Consider the following 13,077-nt stretch of genomic DNA (forward strand, 5'->3'; position numbering starts at 1 on the left):
GTTGCGTGAAGTTGTCCGATCAATCAAACCGGATCGAGCGCGAGGCAGTCCTCGGGGCGGAACGTGATGAAGACGCTATCGCCTGATCTCAGGCTGTCATGCGCGCCCGGTTGAAGCTTGACCATGAACTCTGCGTTGCCCGCGACCTCGAGCACGGCCAGCGCGTGATCGCCGAGATAGATGGTGTTCTGCACCTTGGCCGGCAGCCGGTTCGGTCCGTCGCTGGAAGTGTCTTCCGGGACAATGACGACCCGCTCGGGGCGCACCGAGAGCGAGGTGGCAGTGCCCGCGCCCGACACGTTGACCGCGCGGGCCATGACGCTGCCGCCGGCCGACAGCGCGACGCGGCAATATTGTTTGTCGACCGTCTCGACGGTACCGGCGAGCACATTGTTCTCACCGACGAAATTGGCAACGAAGCTGTTCACCGGACGCTCGTATAGCGCGTCGGGCCTGTCGATCTGCTGCACGATGCCGTCGTTGAACACGGCGATGCGGTCCGACATGGTGAGCGCTTCGCTCTGGTCGTGGGTGACGTAGACGACGGTGATGCCCATCGTCTCGTGCAGCTGCTTGATCTCCAGCTGCATCTGCTCGCGCAGGCGCTTGTCGAGGGCGCCGAGCGGCTCGTCCATCAGCACGAGCTGCGGATTGAAGACCAGCGCGCGGGCGAGCGCCACGCGCTGCTGCTGACCGCCTGAGAGCTGCCCGGGGCGCCGCTGCGCCATGGTCTCCATCTTGATCATCCGCAGCGCCGCTTTGACGCGCTCCTGCGTTTCAGCCTTGTTCGTGTTGCGGACCGACAGCGGAAAGGCGACGTTCTCCTCGATCGTCAGATGCGGAAACAGCGCGTAGTTCTGGAACACCATGCCGATGTCGCGCTTGTGCGGCGGCATGTTCTTGATCGGCCGGTCCGCGAGGTAGATCTCGCCCCGGGTCGGAACCTCGAAGCCGGCCAGCATCATCAGCGTGGTCGTCTTGCCCGAGCCCGAGGGGCCGAGCAGGGTGACGAACTCGCCCTTCTTGATGTCGAGATCGAGGTTCTTCACCACGAGGTGCTCGCCATCATAGGTCTTCTGAATGCCGGAAAAGCGCACCAGTGCCGGCGCAGGCATGACCATGCCGGCTTCCATGTTATCCTCGTCCCCTACAATGCTGTCGGCACCTCGTTCGAGGTTGCGGCGATCAGCTTAGCATCCTCCAACGAGAATGCCAGCGATGCAAGCGATAAGGGGCCGCGCGGATTCCGTGCAAGAACGCGCTACATCCCGGGCAGCTTGGTCACGTACACGTTCAATGTGCCGCCGGCTTCCGCGACCACGCGCAGCGTCTTGGCGTCGAAGGCGATGTCGGCGAGCGTCAGCGTGGAGATATTGGCATCGACCTTGAGGCCGTCCTCGCTCTTCTGGAAGTCGGCGATCACAGCCGCGATCTTCTCGCGCGCATTGGCGGCGATCGGCTTCAGGTCGAGCGTCGCCTTCTGCACCAGCGCCTGCTGCATCTGCGGCACCACGGCGCGGGCGGCGGCGCCGAGCAGGCCGAAGGCCGCCTCGGATTCCACCGCGAGCTGGATGTCGGCGAGCCGCAGCGTCTGCTGCGCCTGGTCGAGCATGGGACGGCCCCAGATGTGCACGGTCGCCTCGGCGCCGAGCCCGAGCCAGCTTTTCTTCTCCTTGGCGCGCACCAGCAGCGAGATCAAAAGCCGTTCGCCCGACGGAACCACGTTGACGTCTCTGACGGTGACCTCGACCGGACCGGAGCCGTCCTCGGGATAGGTGTGGCCGACCATCTGGGCCGCGATCAGCCTGTTGATCTCGGTGAAGGGCACGTCGATCGGTACGCCGATATTCACACCGGTGCCGGTCGGCGGCACGATCGAGATCTTGTCGGGAAACGGGCAGTCCGGCTTGGTCGGCGTCGACGTCACACGCGTCTCGGCCTCGAGGCCCAGCAGCAGCGTCACCGCCTGCGCATCGACGCGCGGCTGAGCGGCGATGGCGCGGGTCGGCTTCATCTCGAGCCAGAGCGGTGGCAGCGCGGCCGACGAGCCGGTGCCTTGCAGCGGGATCGAGCGGCAGGCTTTGGCCCATTGCACCTTCGCGTTGTCGCGCAGGCTGGGATCGTTGCGGATGCGCTCGGCGACGACGTTGAGCTGCTCGCCGACCGTCTTGTCGATCAGCGGCTTCACCTGCGCCGGCACGTTGACCTTAGCGCCGGCGACGTTGAGGTTGGTGTCGCCGATATTGACCTGCGCGCCCAAATTCGGCTCGAGATGCCAGGCCGCCGCGAGCTTTGGGCGCGCGGTGACGATCACGTTGCCCCTGATCTCGGCGCTTGCGTTCAGATTCTTGATGTTGACCGCGCCGATGCGTTTCGCCGCATCGCCGCCGAGCACGCTGCCCAGTGCTTCGCCGAGCGCACCGGTGGCCTTCGACGACAGCGACCCGGTCACGTTCAGCTTGCCGGTGATCGGGGTCGACAGCGTCAGCACGTCCTTGTCGCCGGTTGCCGAGATCGGTCCGCGCGCGGCGTTCCAGCCGATATCGGCATCCTGCAGAATCTGCGAGATGGGGTTCTCGGCCTTGCCGGCGAAATTGCGCGGCGAGGCCTTCTCGGCCTGCTCACGGATTGCGGACAGCGCGATCGCGACGGGGGCCACCACGATCGAGGTCTTGGACACCGGCGGCAGCGGCGGCAGTTGTGCGATCGGCGGCGCGGAATTCGTCGCGCGGGGCGCGAGCCAGTCCATCGCCTTCAGGCTGATGAAAAACGACGCGGCGAGCACCACAACGGCGATCACGATTGTCTTCAAATTCAACGTCAGACGCATCAATCCCCCTGGCCGCCCCGGGGAGGATTTTACAGGGCAGGCGAGGAGGGCGCTAGTGCGCACCGGTGGGGTGGAATTGGGGCAAATGGGTTAACGGAAGCGGCCGTGGCGTTGCTCCTTGCGCGTGTCGGCTGCACGCGGCTAGCCGCGCCCAGCTAGCTTCGTTTTGGCCGGCGAACCGCTCTCACGCGCCCGCTGTCGCCGCCGCCGCAGAACAGCTGGTCGCCGCCGTTGGATTCCAGGCCGGAGACCATCGTCCCCTCCGGCATGTCGAACTGCTCGAGCACCTTGCCTGTTTCGGGGTCGATCCGCCTGACGTCGCTGTCCTCGCCTTCCCAGGTGCCATGCCAGAGCTCGCCGTCGACCCAGGTCACACCGGTCACGAAGCGATTGCTCTCGATGGTCCGGAGAATCCTGCCGGTGTCGGGATCGATCTGATGGATCTTGCGGTCGCGATATTGTCCGACCCAGAGCGAACCCTCCGCCCAGGCCAATCCGGAATCGCCGCCACCACCGGGCGCCGGAATCGTGCTGACGACCGCGCCGCTCGCCGCGTCGATCTTCTGGATGCGGTCTTCCGCGATCTGAAACAGGTGCTGGCCGTCGAACGCCGTTCCGGCATGTGCGGCGACGTCGACGGAGCGTGCGATCTTGCCGCTCGCCGGATCGAGGCGATTCAACTTATCGCCGGACGCGAACCAGACATGAGTGCCGTCATAGGTGACGCCGTGCACGGCCTTGACATCAGGAAAAGGCCCGTATTCGCGGATGATCTCGGCGGCTGATCGCTTCATCGTGTCGTCCTTGGCACTGCTCTCGGCGCTGTTCTTGGCGTGGTCCCTGTGCGGCGATCAATCATGTTACGTCTTCAGCAGCGGCGAGGGGAGTAACAAGCCTGTCGGGAATCCGGGAATTGGCGGGGTCATCCAGCGGCGCGCCCGTCCGTGTCCGAACGACTGCACCTTGTTCGACCGCGCCAGCTCCTCAAGCGCCCGCTGCACCGTGCGTGCGCTCATCCCGAGCGCCAGCGCGAGCGCCGAGCTCGACCAGGGCTCGCCATCGGCGAGAATGGCAAGAACCGCGGCGTGCTTCTCCTCGACGGGACGCGCCAGCACGATGACGTCGCGCGTCTTCCGCGGCGCCAGCACAAACCCCTGCTTCGTGGCGCTGATCTCCGCCAGCGGCTTGAGCTGGGTGCGCAGCCGTCCGATCTCGACGCGCAATCGCGCGCGGTGCGATTCGTCGGCGTGCCTGGCCTGGAACGCGCCCGCAATCAGCGCCTCGCGCGAGACGTCGGCGGGCCAGGCCTGCGCCAGCAGGCGCGCGAGCGCGAACAGCACGGGCCGCGTTCCGAGCGGCACGGCCGTGCCCTGCCGCCGCACGACATGATGAAAGCTGTCGACGACGAGCGCTGTCGAGGTCGCCAGCCGCTCGACCTCGCCGAGCAGCAGCGGATGCTCGCTGCCCCGCGCGATCAGGCGCGCGGCCGGCGTCCTCAGGATGAGGCTCGCGCTGTCGACCTCGGCCATGAGCGTCGGAATTTTGGCCTGTCGCGCAGCCATTGCCGCCAGGTCGAGCGCGTTGCGCGCCTCCTTCGATTTCAACCGCCTGATGGCGATGCCGGCGACCACGAGTTCGCGAACGACCTGGGATGCGGGCGGAAGCGGGCAGGCGCTGATCTCGACCAGCGTCCGCTCGGCCTCATCGACCCGCCCGAGCAGGAGCAGACGGCGGGCCTCGATATGGCCGGCATGCGCGGCATTGGCGAGATCGCCATGGCTTGCAAGCGTTGCCCGCGCCGCCGCGAGCGTTTTCGCCGGCCAGTTCAGGTCGCGCGAGACCAGCGCGATCTCGGCCTCGGCCACCACGCACCTGGCGCGCGCGACGGCCTCGCGCGGCCCGAAGGCGCGTGCGGCGCCGCGCAGCAGGGCCTTGGCCTTTGCAAGATCGCCGAGCTGCGCCATCGCAATGCCGCGCAGCGCCAGCGAAGGCGCATCGTTGCGCAACGCGACGCGGTTCAGCGCGCCGAGCGGATCGCCGGCCTCGAGCGCGCGCGCGGCGGCCGTGATCAGCGACTCCATGAAAATCCCGCCACACTTGTTACTCCCACCGCGCAACATCTCGGTGCGAGGATTTGCTTACCGCCGACGATGTGCGGTGAGCGAGAGATTTGGAGAGCCATGATGACATCAGCAAACAAAGCAGCGACCAACGGACAGGGTGCCATGCTAACACCGCCGGTGGTCTCGCCGCAGGAGTGGGAGGCTGCCCGCCAGCTCCTGCTCGTGAAGGAAAAGGCGCATACCCGCGCCCGCGACGCACTCGCTGCCGAACGCCGGCGCATGCCGTGGATGGAAGTGACCAAAACCTACGCATTCGAGGTGCCCCAGGGCAAGGCCAGCCTGCTCGATCTGTTCCAGGGCCGGCGCCAGCTGATCCTGTACCGCGCCTTCTTCGAGCCTGGTGTGTTCGGCTGGCCCGACCATGCCTGCCGCGGCTGCTCCATGGTGGCCGACCAGGTCGCCCATGTCTCGCACCTGAACGCCCGCGACACCACGCTGGTGTTCGCCTCGCGCGCCCCCCAGGCGGATATCGCGCGGCTGAAGCAGCGGATGGGCTGGACCCATCCATGGGTCACCATCACCGACAGTTTCGATGCCGATTTCGGCGTCGACGAGTGGCACGGCACCAACGTGTTCTTCCGCGACGGAACGCGCATCTTCCGCACCTATCTGATCAAGAGCCGCGGCGACGAGCAGATGGGTGGCACCTGGAACTATCTCGACATCACGCCGCTCGGCCGCCAGGAAATCTGGGAGGACTCGCCGGCCGGCTATCCGCAGACCCCGACCTACAAATGGTGGAACTGGCACGACAGCTATGAGGCTGGCAGCGAGCCCGACAAGAAGTGGGTCGAGATCACGGACGCGGGCGAGATCGCGCTCCGTGCGCCGGGCGCGCAATGAGCGAGATCTGCTCAGTCAACGCGGCCGCCGATGGCGGTCGCGATGGCCGGGTGGCCGCATCCAGCCTCGCCCGATGGCTGGGTCTTGCGGCCAGCCCGACCTTCGCGATCATGGCCGTGCTGACGGCCGTGCTCGGCGGCGGCTCGGCGGACATGCTCTGCTCCGCCGGTGACGGGCTGTCGCTGGGCGGGATGGTGCCGATGTATCTCCTGATGAGCGCGTTTCATTCGGCGGCATGGCTGCGGCTGATCTCGGGGCGGCGCGGCAGCGCAAGGTAAGCGGCCATCGCGCACCCGCCTGGTGCTTCGAGACGCCGCTGACGCGGCTCGTCAGGAGCTCGTCAGGATGAGGCTCAACTGCATCCGAGCTTCGGCGAACGTGCCGCCGCGCACTCAGCCCTCATCCTGAGGGCCCGCCGCAGGCGGGCGTCTCGAAGGATGGTGAGATCTGCGCTTTGCCAATTCACGCAGTTCGGTAAAATCGCCGCGCATGAAGGCTTCCTTCTTGGCGCGACCCCATTTCTTGACTTTTCTTTCGCACTCGATCGCGTCGGTTATGCGGTCGAACCATTGCGAGAACACTAGCGTCACGGGTCTGCGTGACTTTGTATAGCCGGCAAAAGTGCCCGCGTTGTGCTGCGCGATCCTAATGTCGAGCTCGGTGCGCGTCGTTCCGATGTAGTAGCTGCCATCGGCACATCTGAGAATGTAGAGCCACGCGCCGTGGGTCATCGTGAACGCCTCGTCCTTCGAGACGACCGCTGCGCGGTCTCCTCAGGATGAGGCTAACTGGTATCCATGGCTTGCCGCAAGCATCAAGCCGCACACTCCGACCTCATCCTGAGGAGCCCGCCTTAGCGGGCGTCTCGAAGGATGGCCGCACTCACCGGGCCCCGAACGAAAACGGCCCCGATATCGCCGGGGCCGTTCGCATCTCAATCGCGCGCGTTGCTTACCGAAGCTCGGCCCGCCGCTCGGTCATCGGCAGCACGATCACCTTGGTGCCGACGTTGACGCGGGAGTAGAGGTCGGAGACGTCGTCATTGGTCAGGCGGATGCAGCCGGAGGAGACGTGCTTGCCGATCGTGTCGGGGGCGTTGGTGCCGTGGATGCGGTAGACGGTGCCGCCGAGATACATGGCGCGGGCGCCGAGCGGGTTGCCGGGACCGCCGGCCATGTGGCGCGGCAGATAGGGCTGGCGCTGAATCATTTCCGGCGGCGGGGTCCAATCCGGCCACTCCGCCTTCTTGGTCACCGATTGCGTGCCGGACCAGGTGAAGCCATCGCGGCCGACGCCGATGCCGTAGCGAATCGCCTGGCCGCCTCCGAGCACATAATAGAGATAGGTGTTGGGCGTATCGATGATGATGGTGCCCGGGGCTTCACGTGTCGAATAGCTGACGGTCTGGCGGCGGAAGCGCGCCGGCGTCTCGACGGCGTCCTGATCGTCGGACGGTGCGGCCTGATAGGCCGGCGCCTGATAGGGCTGATAAGGCTCGACCGGCTGCGGCGCAGTCATCATCGGCAGCGGTTGAAAGAAGGGGAAAAGCTGCACAGGCGCGGCGTTGGCCGGGCCGGTCAATGCGATCGCCGAGATCGCCACGGCGCCAAAAGCAACGGCGCGCGAAAACGCCTTCATCGTGTCCAGATTGAACATTGGTCGCCCCTGTTTGCTTGGGTTTCTTAGGTCCCCGGCACCGTTTCGGTGCTTCGTTGCTTAAATTCCTAACGCAAAGAAGTTTCGGGACGTTTGCGCGGAAAACCGAAAACGGTTTCATCGCGGCAAGGATTGTTTCATGACAGTTTCGTGGCTGTAGGGGCTCGTTAACGAACAAAACAGTGGGCCGACACTTATGTGACGTCACACGCCTGAAATATCCTTCGTTGATGGTCGATGCCTGAGAATCATCAAACTCTCGGGATTTCCCCATGCGGGTATTAATCGCGACTGACGCCTGGCATCCGCAGGTCAATGGTGTGGTCCGCACCCTGACCTCGCTGGCCGCCGCCGCCAAGGCCCTCGACGTCGAGATCGATTTCCTGACGCCCGAGGGCTTCAGGTCCTGGCCGCTGCCGACCTATCCGGGCATTCGCATTGCGCTGCCGAACGGGAAAGAGATCGCGCGGCGGATCGAGAGGTGCGCGCCGGAGGCCCTGCATATCGCCACCGAAGGCCCGATCGGCTGGGCTGTGCGCGCCTATTGCCGCCGCAACGGGCTCGCCTTCACCACCTCCTATACGACGCGTTTTCCCGAATACGTCTCAGTGCGGACCGGCATCCCTGTTGCCGTCGGCTATGCCGTGCTGCGCCACTTCCATGATGCCGCGGCCATGACCATGGTGGCGACGCCGTCGCTCCGGCAGGAGCTGTCGGGGCGCGGCTTCAAGCGGCTCGGCTTCTGGGGGCGCGGCGTCAACACCGAGCTGTTCCATCCTGATTCCCCCGCCAAGCTCGACCTGCCGGGCCCGATTTTCATGACCATGGGCCGCGTCGCGGTCGAGAAAAACCTCGAAGCATTCCTCTCGCTCGATCTGCCCGGCACCAAGGTCGTCGTCGGCGATGGTCCGCAGAAGGCGGCGCTGGAGAAGAAGTACCCTGAAGTCGTCTTCCTCGGCGAGAAGAAGGGCGCGGATCTGACCGCGCATCTGGCCGCCGCCGACGTCTTCGTATTCCCGAGCCTCACCGACACCTTTGGCGTGGTGCAGCTCGAAGCGCTCGCCTGCGGCACGCCGGTGGCGGCGTTTCCGGTGACGGGACCGAAGGACGTCATCGCCGATCATCCGGTCGGCGCGATCGACAACGACCTGCGCGCCGCGTGCCTGCGCGCGCTGACCATGTCGCGCGAGACCTGCCGCAACTTCGCACTGGAGCGCTCCTGGGAGAACAGCGCGCGCCAGTTCGTCGGCAATCTCACCTCACTGCAGCCCAGCCGCGTCCTGCGCGCCTCGCCCGTGATGGCGCGGCGGCCAGTGCGTGGCTGATCCATCATTTTGACCCACAGCGAGAACCTCATCGATGGCTAAGATCATGAACCTTGACGGCACCCAGCAGCTCGACCTCACCCGCGGTACGGTCGAGCAGGCCTACGACCGCTGGGCGCCCGTTTACGATCTCGTGTTCGGCGGTGTGTTCGCCAAGGGCCGCCAGGCCGCGATCGCAGCCACCAACAAGATCGGCGGTCGCGTGCTCGAGGTCGGCGTCGGCACGGGCATTTCGCTGCCGCTCTATGCCCCCAATCTGCGCATCTTCGGCACCGACATTTCGGAAGCGATGCTCGACAAGGCCCGCCGCCGCGTCAGCGAAGGCAACCTCAAGAACGTCGAAGGCCTTGCGGTGATGGACGCCGAGAAGCTCGAATTCCCCGACAATTCGTTCGACGTCGTGATGGCGCAATATGTCGTCACCGCCGTGCCGAATCCGGAGAAGGCGCTCGACGAATTCGCCCGCGTGCTGCGTCCGGGCGGCGAGCTGATCATCCTCACCCGCGTCAGCGCCGACACCGGCATGCGCCGTTTCATCGAGCAGAAGCTTCAGCCGGTGGTGCGTCCGCTCGGCTTCCGCACGGCCGAGTTCGCCTGGTCGCGCTATGCCCAATGGCTCGCCGGCGCCAAGGGCATCGAGCTCGCCGAACGCCGCCTGATTCCGCCGCTCGGCCATTTCTCGCTTGTGCGTTTCCGCAAGGTCGACATCGCCAAGGCAGCCTGAGCAAGGCTGCAGGAGCGGCGGCTTTCGTCCGCCGCTCACGCGTTCGCGTGCGTCACCGCGTCGCTGCATATCGTCATATGACAAAATGATGATGTCACACAGCGTACATCGAATCCCTGTAAATCCTGAACCCGAAAGCATTTTGGGGGAGATCATGATCAAGAATTACCTCGAGCAGCTGCGAATCCAGCGCTGGGACGACCATCGCTATTATCACCACAGCCGCATCAATCAGAGCCTGCACTTCGTCAGCGCGCTGAGCTTCCTCTTTGCTTATGTCTGGCTGTTCGTCGATCCGATGATCTCGGCGCTGGTCGGCTGGCTGGTCTCGATGACCTCGCGCCAGGCGGGCCACTTCTTCTTCGAGCCGCACGATTACGACCACATCAACCAGGCCACCCACGAGTACAAGGAAGACATCAAGGTCGGCTACAATCTGCAGCGCAAGGTCGTGCTGATGACGATCTGGGCACTGTCGCCGCTGGTGCTGGTGGTCGATCCGACGCTGTTCGGCCTGTTCACGCCTTGGGCCAGCGCGGCCGACTTCATGCGGCAGGTGGCCAAGATCTGGCTCGTGATCGGCGGCGGCGGACTGCTGTTCCGCACCGTGCACCTGTTCTTCATCCGCGACGTCGAGACCGGCCTCGTCTGGATGACCAAGATCCTGACCGACCCGTTCCACGACCTGATGCTCTATCGCAACGCGCCGCTGGCGCTGATGCGCGGCGAGCTGATGGATCCCGGCCTGCACCTCAACCCCGAGCACACGCTGGGCTTTATCGATGAGCCGACGCTCGAAGAGCAGCACGCCTGAGCGCGCAGCCCTTACCCACTCCGATGCCTGATGGTTGCGTCATGCCCGGCCTTGTGCCGGGCATCCACGTCTTGGGGACTGCGAATTCCGTCGTCATTCCGGGGCGGCTCGAAGAGCCGAACCCGGAATCTCGAGATTCCGGGTTCGATGCTTTGCATCGCCCCGGAATGACGGTGGTGGCGGAAGGAAAAGCCTCAGCGTCCAAAACGCTTGGCCATCATCTCTTTCAGGATCTGCCGCTTGATGGTCTTGTTGGTGAGCACGCCATCGTGCCACCAGAAGCCATCGGCCTTCATCTTCTCGGCGGCGCGGACGAAGCGATCGGCGACCTCGGCGAAGTCGGCGTCGGTGTAGTTGAGGCTGAAGATCAGCCGGCCCGTGCCGACCCAGCTCAGCGCCAGGCCTTCGGCGCGCAGATAGTACTGCAGCATCCAGTTGTAGCGGGACGGCGTGGTGTATTTCACGGTCCAGATCGAGGAGAAGTTCGCAAACTGCACGGGCAGTTTTGCGTCGCTCATCATCTTGTTGAGCTTCTCGACCCGGCCGTTCCAGGTCGCATCGAGGCCATCGTAGATGGCGCGGAAGTTCGGGCTGGCGAGCCGGCTCAAAAACTCGTCCATCGCCGTCATGACGTAGGGATGCGAGTTGAAGGTGCCGCGGGCGAAGCAGACGTCGGCGGGACGATCGTCGCGGAAGCGGCGCATCAATTCCTTCTTGCCGCAGACCACGCCGACCGGCAGGCCGCCGGCGAGGCTCTTGCCGTAGGTCACCATGTCGGCCTTGACGCCGAAATATTCCTGGGCGCCGCCGGCGGCGAGGCGGAAGCCGACGAAGACCTCGTCGAAGATCAGCACGATGCCGCGCTCGTCGCAGACCTCGCGCAGCTTCTTCAGCCACGCGGTGTAGGCCGCGCGATCGAAATTGCCGCCGCGCGAGCTGTCGACCAGCGAGGAATCGCCGGGCGCGTTGCTGTTCGGATGCAGGCCCTGCAGCGGGTTGACCAGCACGCAGGCAATGTCCTTGCGCGTGCGCAGCACGTGCAGCGTCTTGTCCGACATTTCGGACAGGGTGTAGGTCTCGTGCGCGGGAATGGGATTGCCGACGCCGGGCTGCACGTCGCCCCACCAGCCGTGATAGGCGCCGGCGAAACGAACCAGATGCGTGCGCTTGGTGTGGTAGCGCGCAAGGCGGACGGCCTGCATGACGGCCTCGGTGCCGGACATGTGGAACGAGACTTCGTCGAGGCCCGAGATCTGGCAGAGCCGCTGCACGTTCTCGAGAATGACGGGGTGGTAGGGGCCGAGCACCGGGCCGAGCGCGTGGGCGCGCTTCTCGGAACCCTCGATGCACTCCTTGTAGAAGTCGTTGCCGAAGATGTTGACGCCGTAGGACCCGGTGAGGTCGTAGAACGTGTTACCGTCGACGTCTGTGACGGTGACGCCGCTCGAGGAGTCCATGAAGGTCGAGGTGCCCAGATGCTCGCGGACCAGACGCGAGAACTGGAAAGGCACGCGGTAGCTTTCGGTGAAGTTGAGGTCGGAGATCGTCTCGGCGGCCTCCTTCGTCATCGCACGGCCCTTGGGGTAGCGATCGGCGTAGATGCTCGCGAGGCGGAAGAAGGCGTCCCTGCGCTGCTTCACCACGTTGTCGGGCGCGCCGTCGCAGCCGAAATACTTGTCACCTTCGAACTCGTAGAACGGCAGCAGCTTTGCCACCCGGCGCGACATCTTGGAGTGTCCGGCGAGCGAGCGATGCTTGGCGCGGGACAACTCGACCCGCGCCTTGATCTTCGGAAGGACAGCGGCAGCGGACGCTGCGGCGGCCACGGAAAATGAGAGAATCGGGAGTGTCGTTTCCATGACAATAAGCGCTAACCGGACCAGCTGACAGATTCATGACAGTCAAAGCCTTCATCGCCTCTTTCACCCAGCAGGAAGACCTCAACTTCCTGTTGACCAACCGCATCCCCCGCGCGGCGCTGACCCGCTTCATGGGCTGGTTTTCCAAGATCGAGAACCCGCTGGTGCGTGACGGCTCCATCGCGCTGTGGAAGCTGTTCTCCGACCTCGATCTGTCGGAGGCGAAGAAGGACCATTTCAGGAGCCTGCACGACTGCTTTACCCGGGAACTCAAACCGGGCCTGCGGCCATTCGATCCGGATGCTGCCGTGGTTGCCAGCCCCTCGGACGGTATCGTCGGTGCTCACGGCCGGATCGCCGACACCGAGCTGTTCCAGGTCAAGGGGGCGCCCTATTCGTTGCTCGACCTGCTTGGCGACCCCGCGCTGGTCGAGCAGCATCGCAACGGCAGCTTCGTGACCCTGCGGCTGACCTCGAGCATGTATCACCGCTTCCATGCGCCGTACGACGCGCATATCGAGCGCGTCACGCTGATCCATGGCGACGTCTGGAACGTCAACCCGATCGCACTGAAGCGGGTCGAACGCCTGTTCTGCAAGAACGAGCGCGCGGTGATCCGCACGCATCTGGCGACCGGCGAGGCCGTGACACTGGTGCCGGTGGCGGCGATCCTGGTTGCGAGCATCCGGCTTCACTTCCTCGACATGGTGTTGAACGCACAGACGAAGGGGCCGGTCAATTTCCCCTGCGATGTCAACGTGACCAAGGGCGAGGAGCTCGGCTGGTTCGAGCACGGCTCGACCATCATCATCCTTGCGCCGGGTGACTTTTCGTTCTGCGATGGCATTGCCGAGGGGACGCGTATCCAGGCAGGGCAAGCCTTGCTTTGCAGGAAGTAGTCTT

At 65.0% G+C, this 13,077-nt stretch carries 13 protein-coding genes; 6 read left to right on the plus strand and 7 right to left on the minus strand.

Annotation, left to right across the window (positions count from 1 at the left end; genetic code table 11):
* Positions 1-23: 23 nt before the first annotated feature.
* The 4 genes from JQ621_RS11975 to JQ621_RS11990 all read right to left on the minus strand — a co-directional run bounded on the left by JQ621_RS11975 (position 24) and on the right by JQ621_RS11990 (position 4,911).
* The gene (locus tag JQ621_RS11975) at positions 24-1,133 is read right to left on the minus strand and encodes an ABC transporter ATP-binding protein (protein WP_212234895.1); all 1,110 of its coding nucleotides are present in this window, start codon (positions 1,131-1,133) and stop codon (positions 24-26) included.
* Between the two features lie 128 nt (positions 1,134-1,261).
* Positions 1,262-2,830: a DUF4403 family protein gene (locus JQ621_RS11980; RefSeq protein ID WP_212234896.1), complete on the minus strand. Its 1,569-nt coding sequence runs from the start codon at positions 2,828-2,830 to the stop codon at positions 1,262-1,264.
* A gap of 155 nt (positions 2,831-2,985) precedes the next feature.
* On the minus strand, positions 2,986-3,624 hold the full coding sequence (locus JQ621_RS11985) for a Vgb family protein (protein WP_212234899.1): 639 nt from the start codon (positions 3,622-3,624) through the stop codon (positions 2,986-2,988).
* Between the two features lie 66 nt (positions 3,625-3,690).
* The gene (locus JQ621_RS11990) at positions 3,691-4,911 is read right to left on the minus strand and encodes a helix-turn-helix domain-containing protein (protein ID WP_212234900.1); all 1,221 of its coding nucleotides are present in this window, start codon (positions 4,909-4,911) and stop codon (positions 3,691-3,693) included.
* A gap of 99 nt (positions 4,912-5,010) precedes the next feature.
* On the opposite strand from JQ621_RS11990, the gene JQ621_RS11995 reads away from it, so the two are divergent.
* Positions 5,011-5,796, plus strand: a complete 786-nt coding sequence (locus tag JQ621_RS11995; protein ID WP_212234901.1) for a DUF899 domain-containing protein — start codon at positions 5,011-5,013, stop codon at positions 5,794-5,796.
* Positions 5,793-6,074: a hypothetical protein gene (locus tag JQ621_RS12000; protein WP_212234902.1), complete on the plus strand. Its 282-nt coding sequence runs from the start codon at positions 5,793-5,795 to the stop codon at positions 6,072-6,074. The genes JQ621_RS11995 and JQ621_RS12000 overlap by 4 nt, the downstream gene beginning before the upstream one ends.
* 114 nt (positions 6,075-6,188) lie before the next feature.
* Here JQ621_RS12000 and JQ621_RS12005 read toward each other — a convergent pair whose 3' ends face one another.
* Together JQ621_RS12005 and JQ621_RS12010 are read right to left on the minus strand one after the other, a co-directional pair.
* Positions 6,189-6,527 (minus strand): GIY-YIG nuclease family protein, encoded by a 339-nt coding sequence (locus JQ621_RS12005; protein WP_212234903.1) that lies wholly within the window; start codon positions 6,525-6,527, stop codon positions 6,189-6,191.
* Between the two features lie 220 nt (positions 6,528-6,747).
* Entirely contained in the window at positions 6,748-7,452 is a 705-nt protein-coding gene (locus tag JQ621_RS12010) for a L,D-transpeptidase (protein WP_212234904.1), read from the minus strand.
* A gap of 272 nt (positions 7,453-7,724) precedes the next feature.
* On the opposite strand from JQ621_RS12010, the gene JQ621_RS12015 reads away from it, so the two are divergent.
* From JQ621_RS12015 to JQ621_RS12025, 3 genes are all read left to right on the plus strand, one after another.
* Positions 7,725-8,777: a glycosyltransferase family 4 protein gene (locus tag JQ621_RS12015; protein ID WP_212234905.1), complete on the plus strand. Its 1,053-nt coding sequence runs from the start codon at positions 7,725-7,727 to the stop codon at positions 8,775-8,777.
* A 34-nt stretch (positions 8,778-8,811) separates the two neighbouring features.
* Positions 8,812-9,501, plus strand: coding sequence for a class I SAM-dependent methyltransferase (locus JQ621_RS12020; protein ID WP_212234906.1), 690 nt, complete (start codon positions 8,812-8,814; stop codon positions 9,499-9,501).
* Between the two features lie 154 nt (positions 9,502-9,655).
* Positions 9,656-10,315, plus strand: coding sequence for a hypothetical protein (locus JQ621_RS12025; protein ID WP_212234907.1), 660 nt, complete (start codon positions 9,656-9,658; stop codon positions 10,313-10,315).
* A 194-nt stretch (positions 10,316-10,509) separates the two neighbouring features.
* On the opposite strand, the gene JQ621_RS12030 is transcribed toward JQ621_RS12025, so the two are convergent.
* Positions 10,510-12,174, minus strand: a complete 1,665-nt coding sequence (locus JQ621_RS12030; protein ID WP_212234908.1) for an aminotransferase class III-fold pyridoxal phosphate-dependent enzyme — start codon at positions 12,172-12,174, stop codon at positions 10,510-10,512.
* Between the two features lie 35 nt (positions 12,175-12,209).
* Between JQ621_RS12030 and asd the strand changes: the two genes are divergently transcribed.
* Positions 12,210-13,073 (plus strand): archaetidylserine decarboxylase, encoded by an 864-nt coding sequence (gene asd, locus JQ621_RS12035; protein WP_212234909.1) that lies wholly within the window; start codon positions 12,210-12,212, stop codon positions 13,071-13,073.
* Positions 13,074-13,077: the final 4 nt, after the last annotated feature.

Source organism: Bradyrhizobium manausense (genome assembly GCF_018129685.1).
Classification (GTDB): Bacteria; Pseudomonadota; Alphaproteobacteria; order Rhizobiales; family Xanthobacteraceae; genus Bradyrhizobium; species Bradyrhizobium manausense_D.

What these genes read in the sequence shown, in the direction of transcription:
- JQ621_RS11975 (WP_212234895.1), bottom strand. Translation starts at nt 1,133, where the DNA reads ATGGAAGCCGGCATGGTCATGCCTGCGCCGGCACTGGTGCGCTTTTCC.
- JQ621_RS11980 (WP_212234896.1), bottom strand. Translation starts at nt 2,830, where the DNA reads ATGCGTCTGACGTTGAATTTGAAGACAATCGTGATCGCCGTTGTGGTG.
- JQ621_RS11985 (WP_212234899.1), bottom strand. Translation starts at nt 3,624, where the DNA reads ATGAAGCGATCAGCCGCCGAGATCATCCGCGAATACGGGCCTTTTCCT.
- JQ621_RS11990 (WP_212234900.1), bottom strand. Translation starts at nt 4,911, where the DNA reads ATGGAGTCGCTGATCACGGCCGCCGCGCGCGCGCTCGAGGCCGGCGAT.
- JQ621_RS11995 (WP_212234901.1), top strand. Translation starts at nt 5,011, where the DNA reads ATGATGACATCAGCAAACAAAGCAGCGACCAACGGACAGGGTGCCATG.
- JQ621_RS12000 (WP_212234902.1), top strand. Translation starts at nt 5,793, where the DNA reads ATGAGCGAGATCTGCTCAGTCAACGCGGCCGCCGATGGCGGTCGCGAT.
- JQ621_RS12005 (WP_212234903.1), bottom strand. Translation starts at nt 6,527, where the DNA reads ATGACCCACGGCGCGTGGCTCTACATTCTCAGATGTGCCGATGGCAGC.
- JQ621_RS12010 (WP_212234904.1), bottom strand. Translation starts at nt 7,452, where the DNA reads ATGTTCAATCTGGACACGATGAAGGCGTTTTCGCGCGCCGTTGCTTTT.
- JQ621_RS12015 (WP_212234905.1), top strand. Translation starts at nt 7,725, where the DNA reads ATGCGGGTATTAATCGCGACTGACGCCTGGCATCCGCAGGTCAATGGT.
- JQ621_RS12020 (WP_212234906.1), top strand. Translation starts at nt 8,812, where the DNA reads ATGGCTAAGATCATGAACCTTGACGGCACCCAGCAGCTCGACCTCACC.
- JQ621_RS12025 (WP_212234907.1), top strand. Translation starts at nt 9,656, where the DNA reads ATGATCAAGAATTACCTCGAGCAGCTGCGAATCCAGCGCTGGGACGAC.
- JQ621_RS12030 (WP_212234908.1), bottom strand. Translation starts at nt 12,174, where the DNA reads ATGGAAACGACACTCCCGATTCTCTCATTTTCCGTGGCCGCCGCAGCG.
- asd (WP_212234909.1), top strand. Translation starts at nt 12,210, where the DNA reads ATGACAGTCAAAGCCTTCATCGCCTCTTTCACCCAGCAGGAAGACCTC.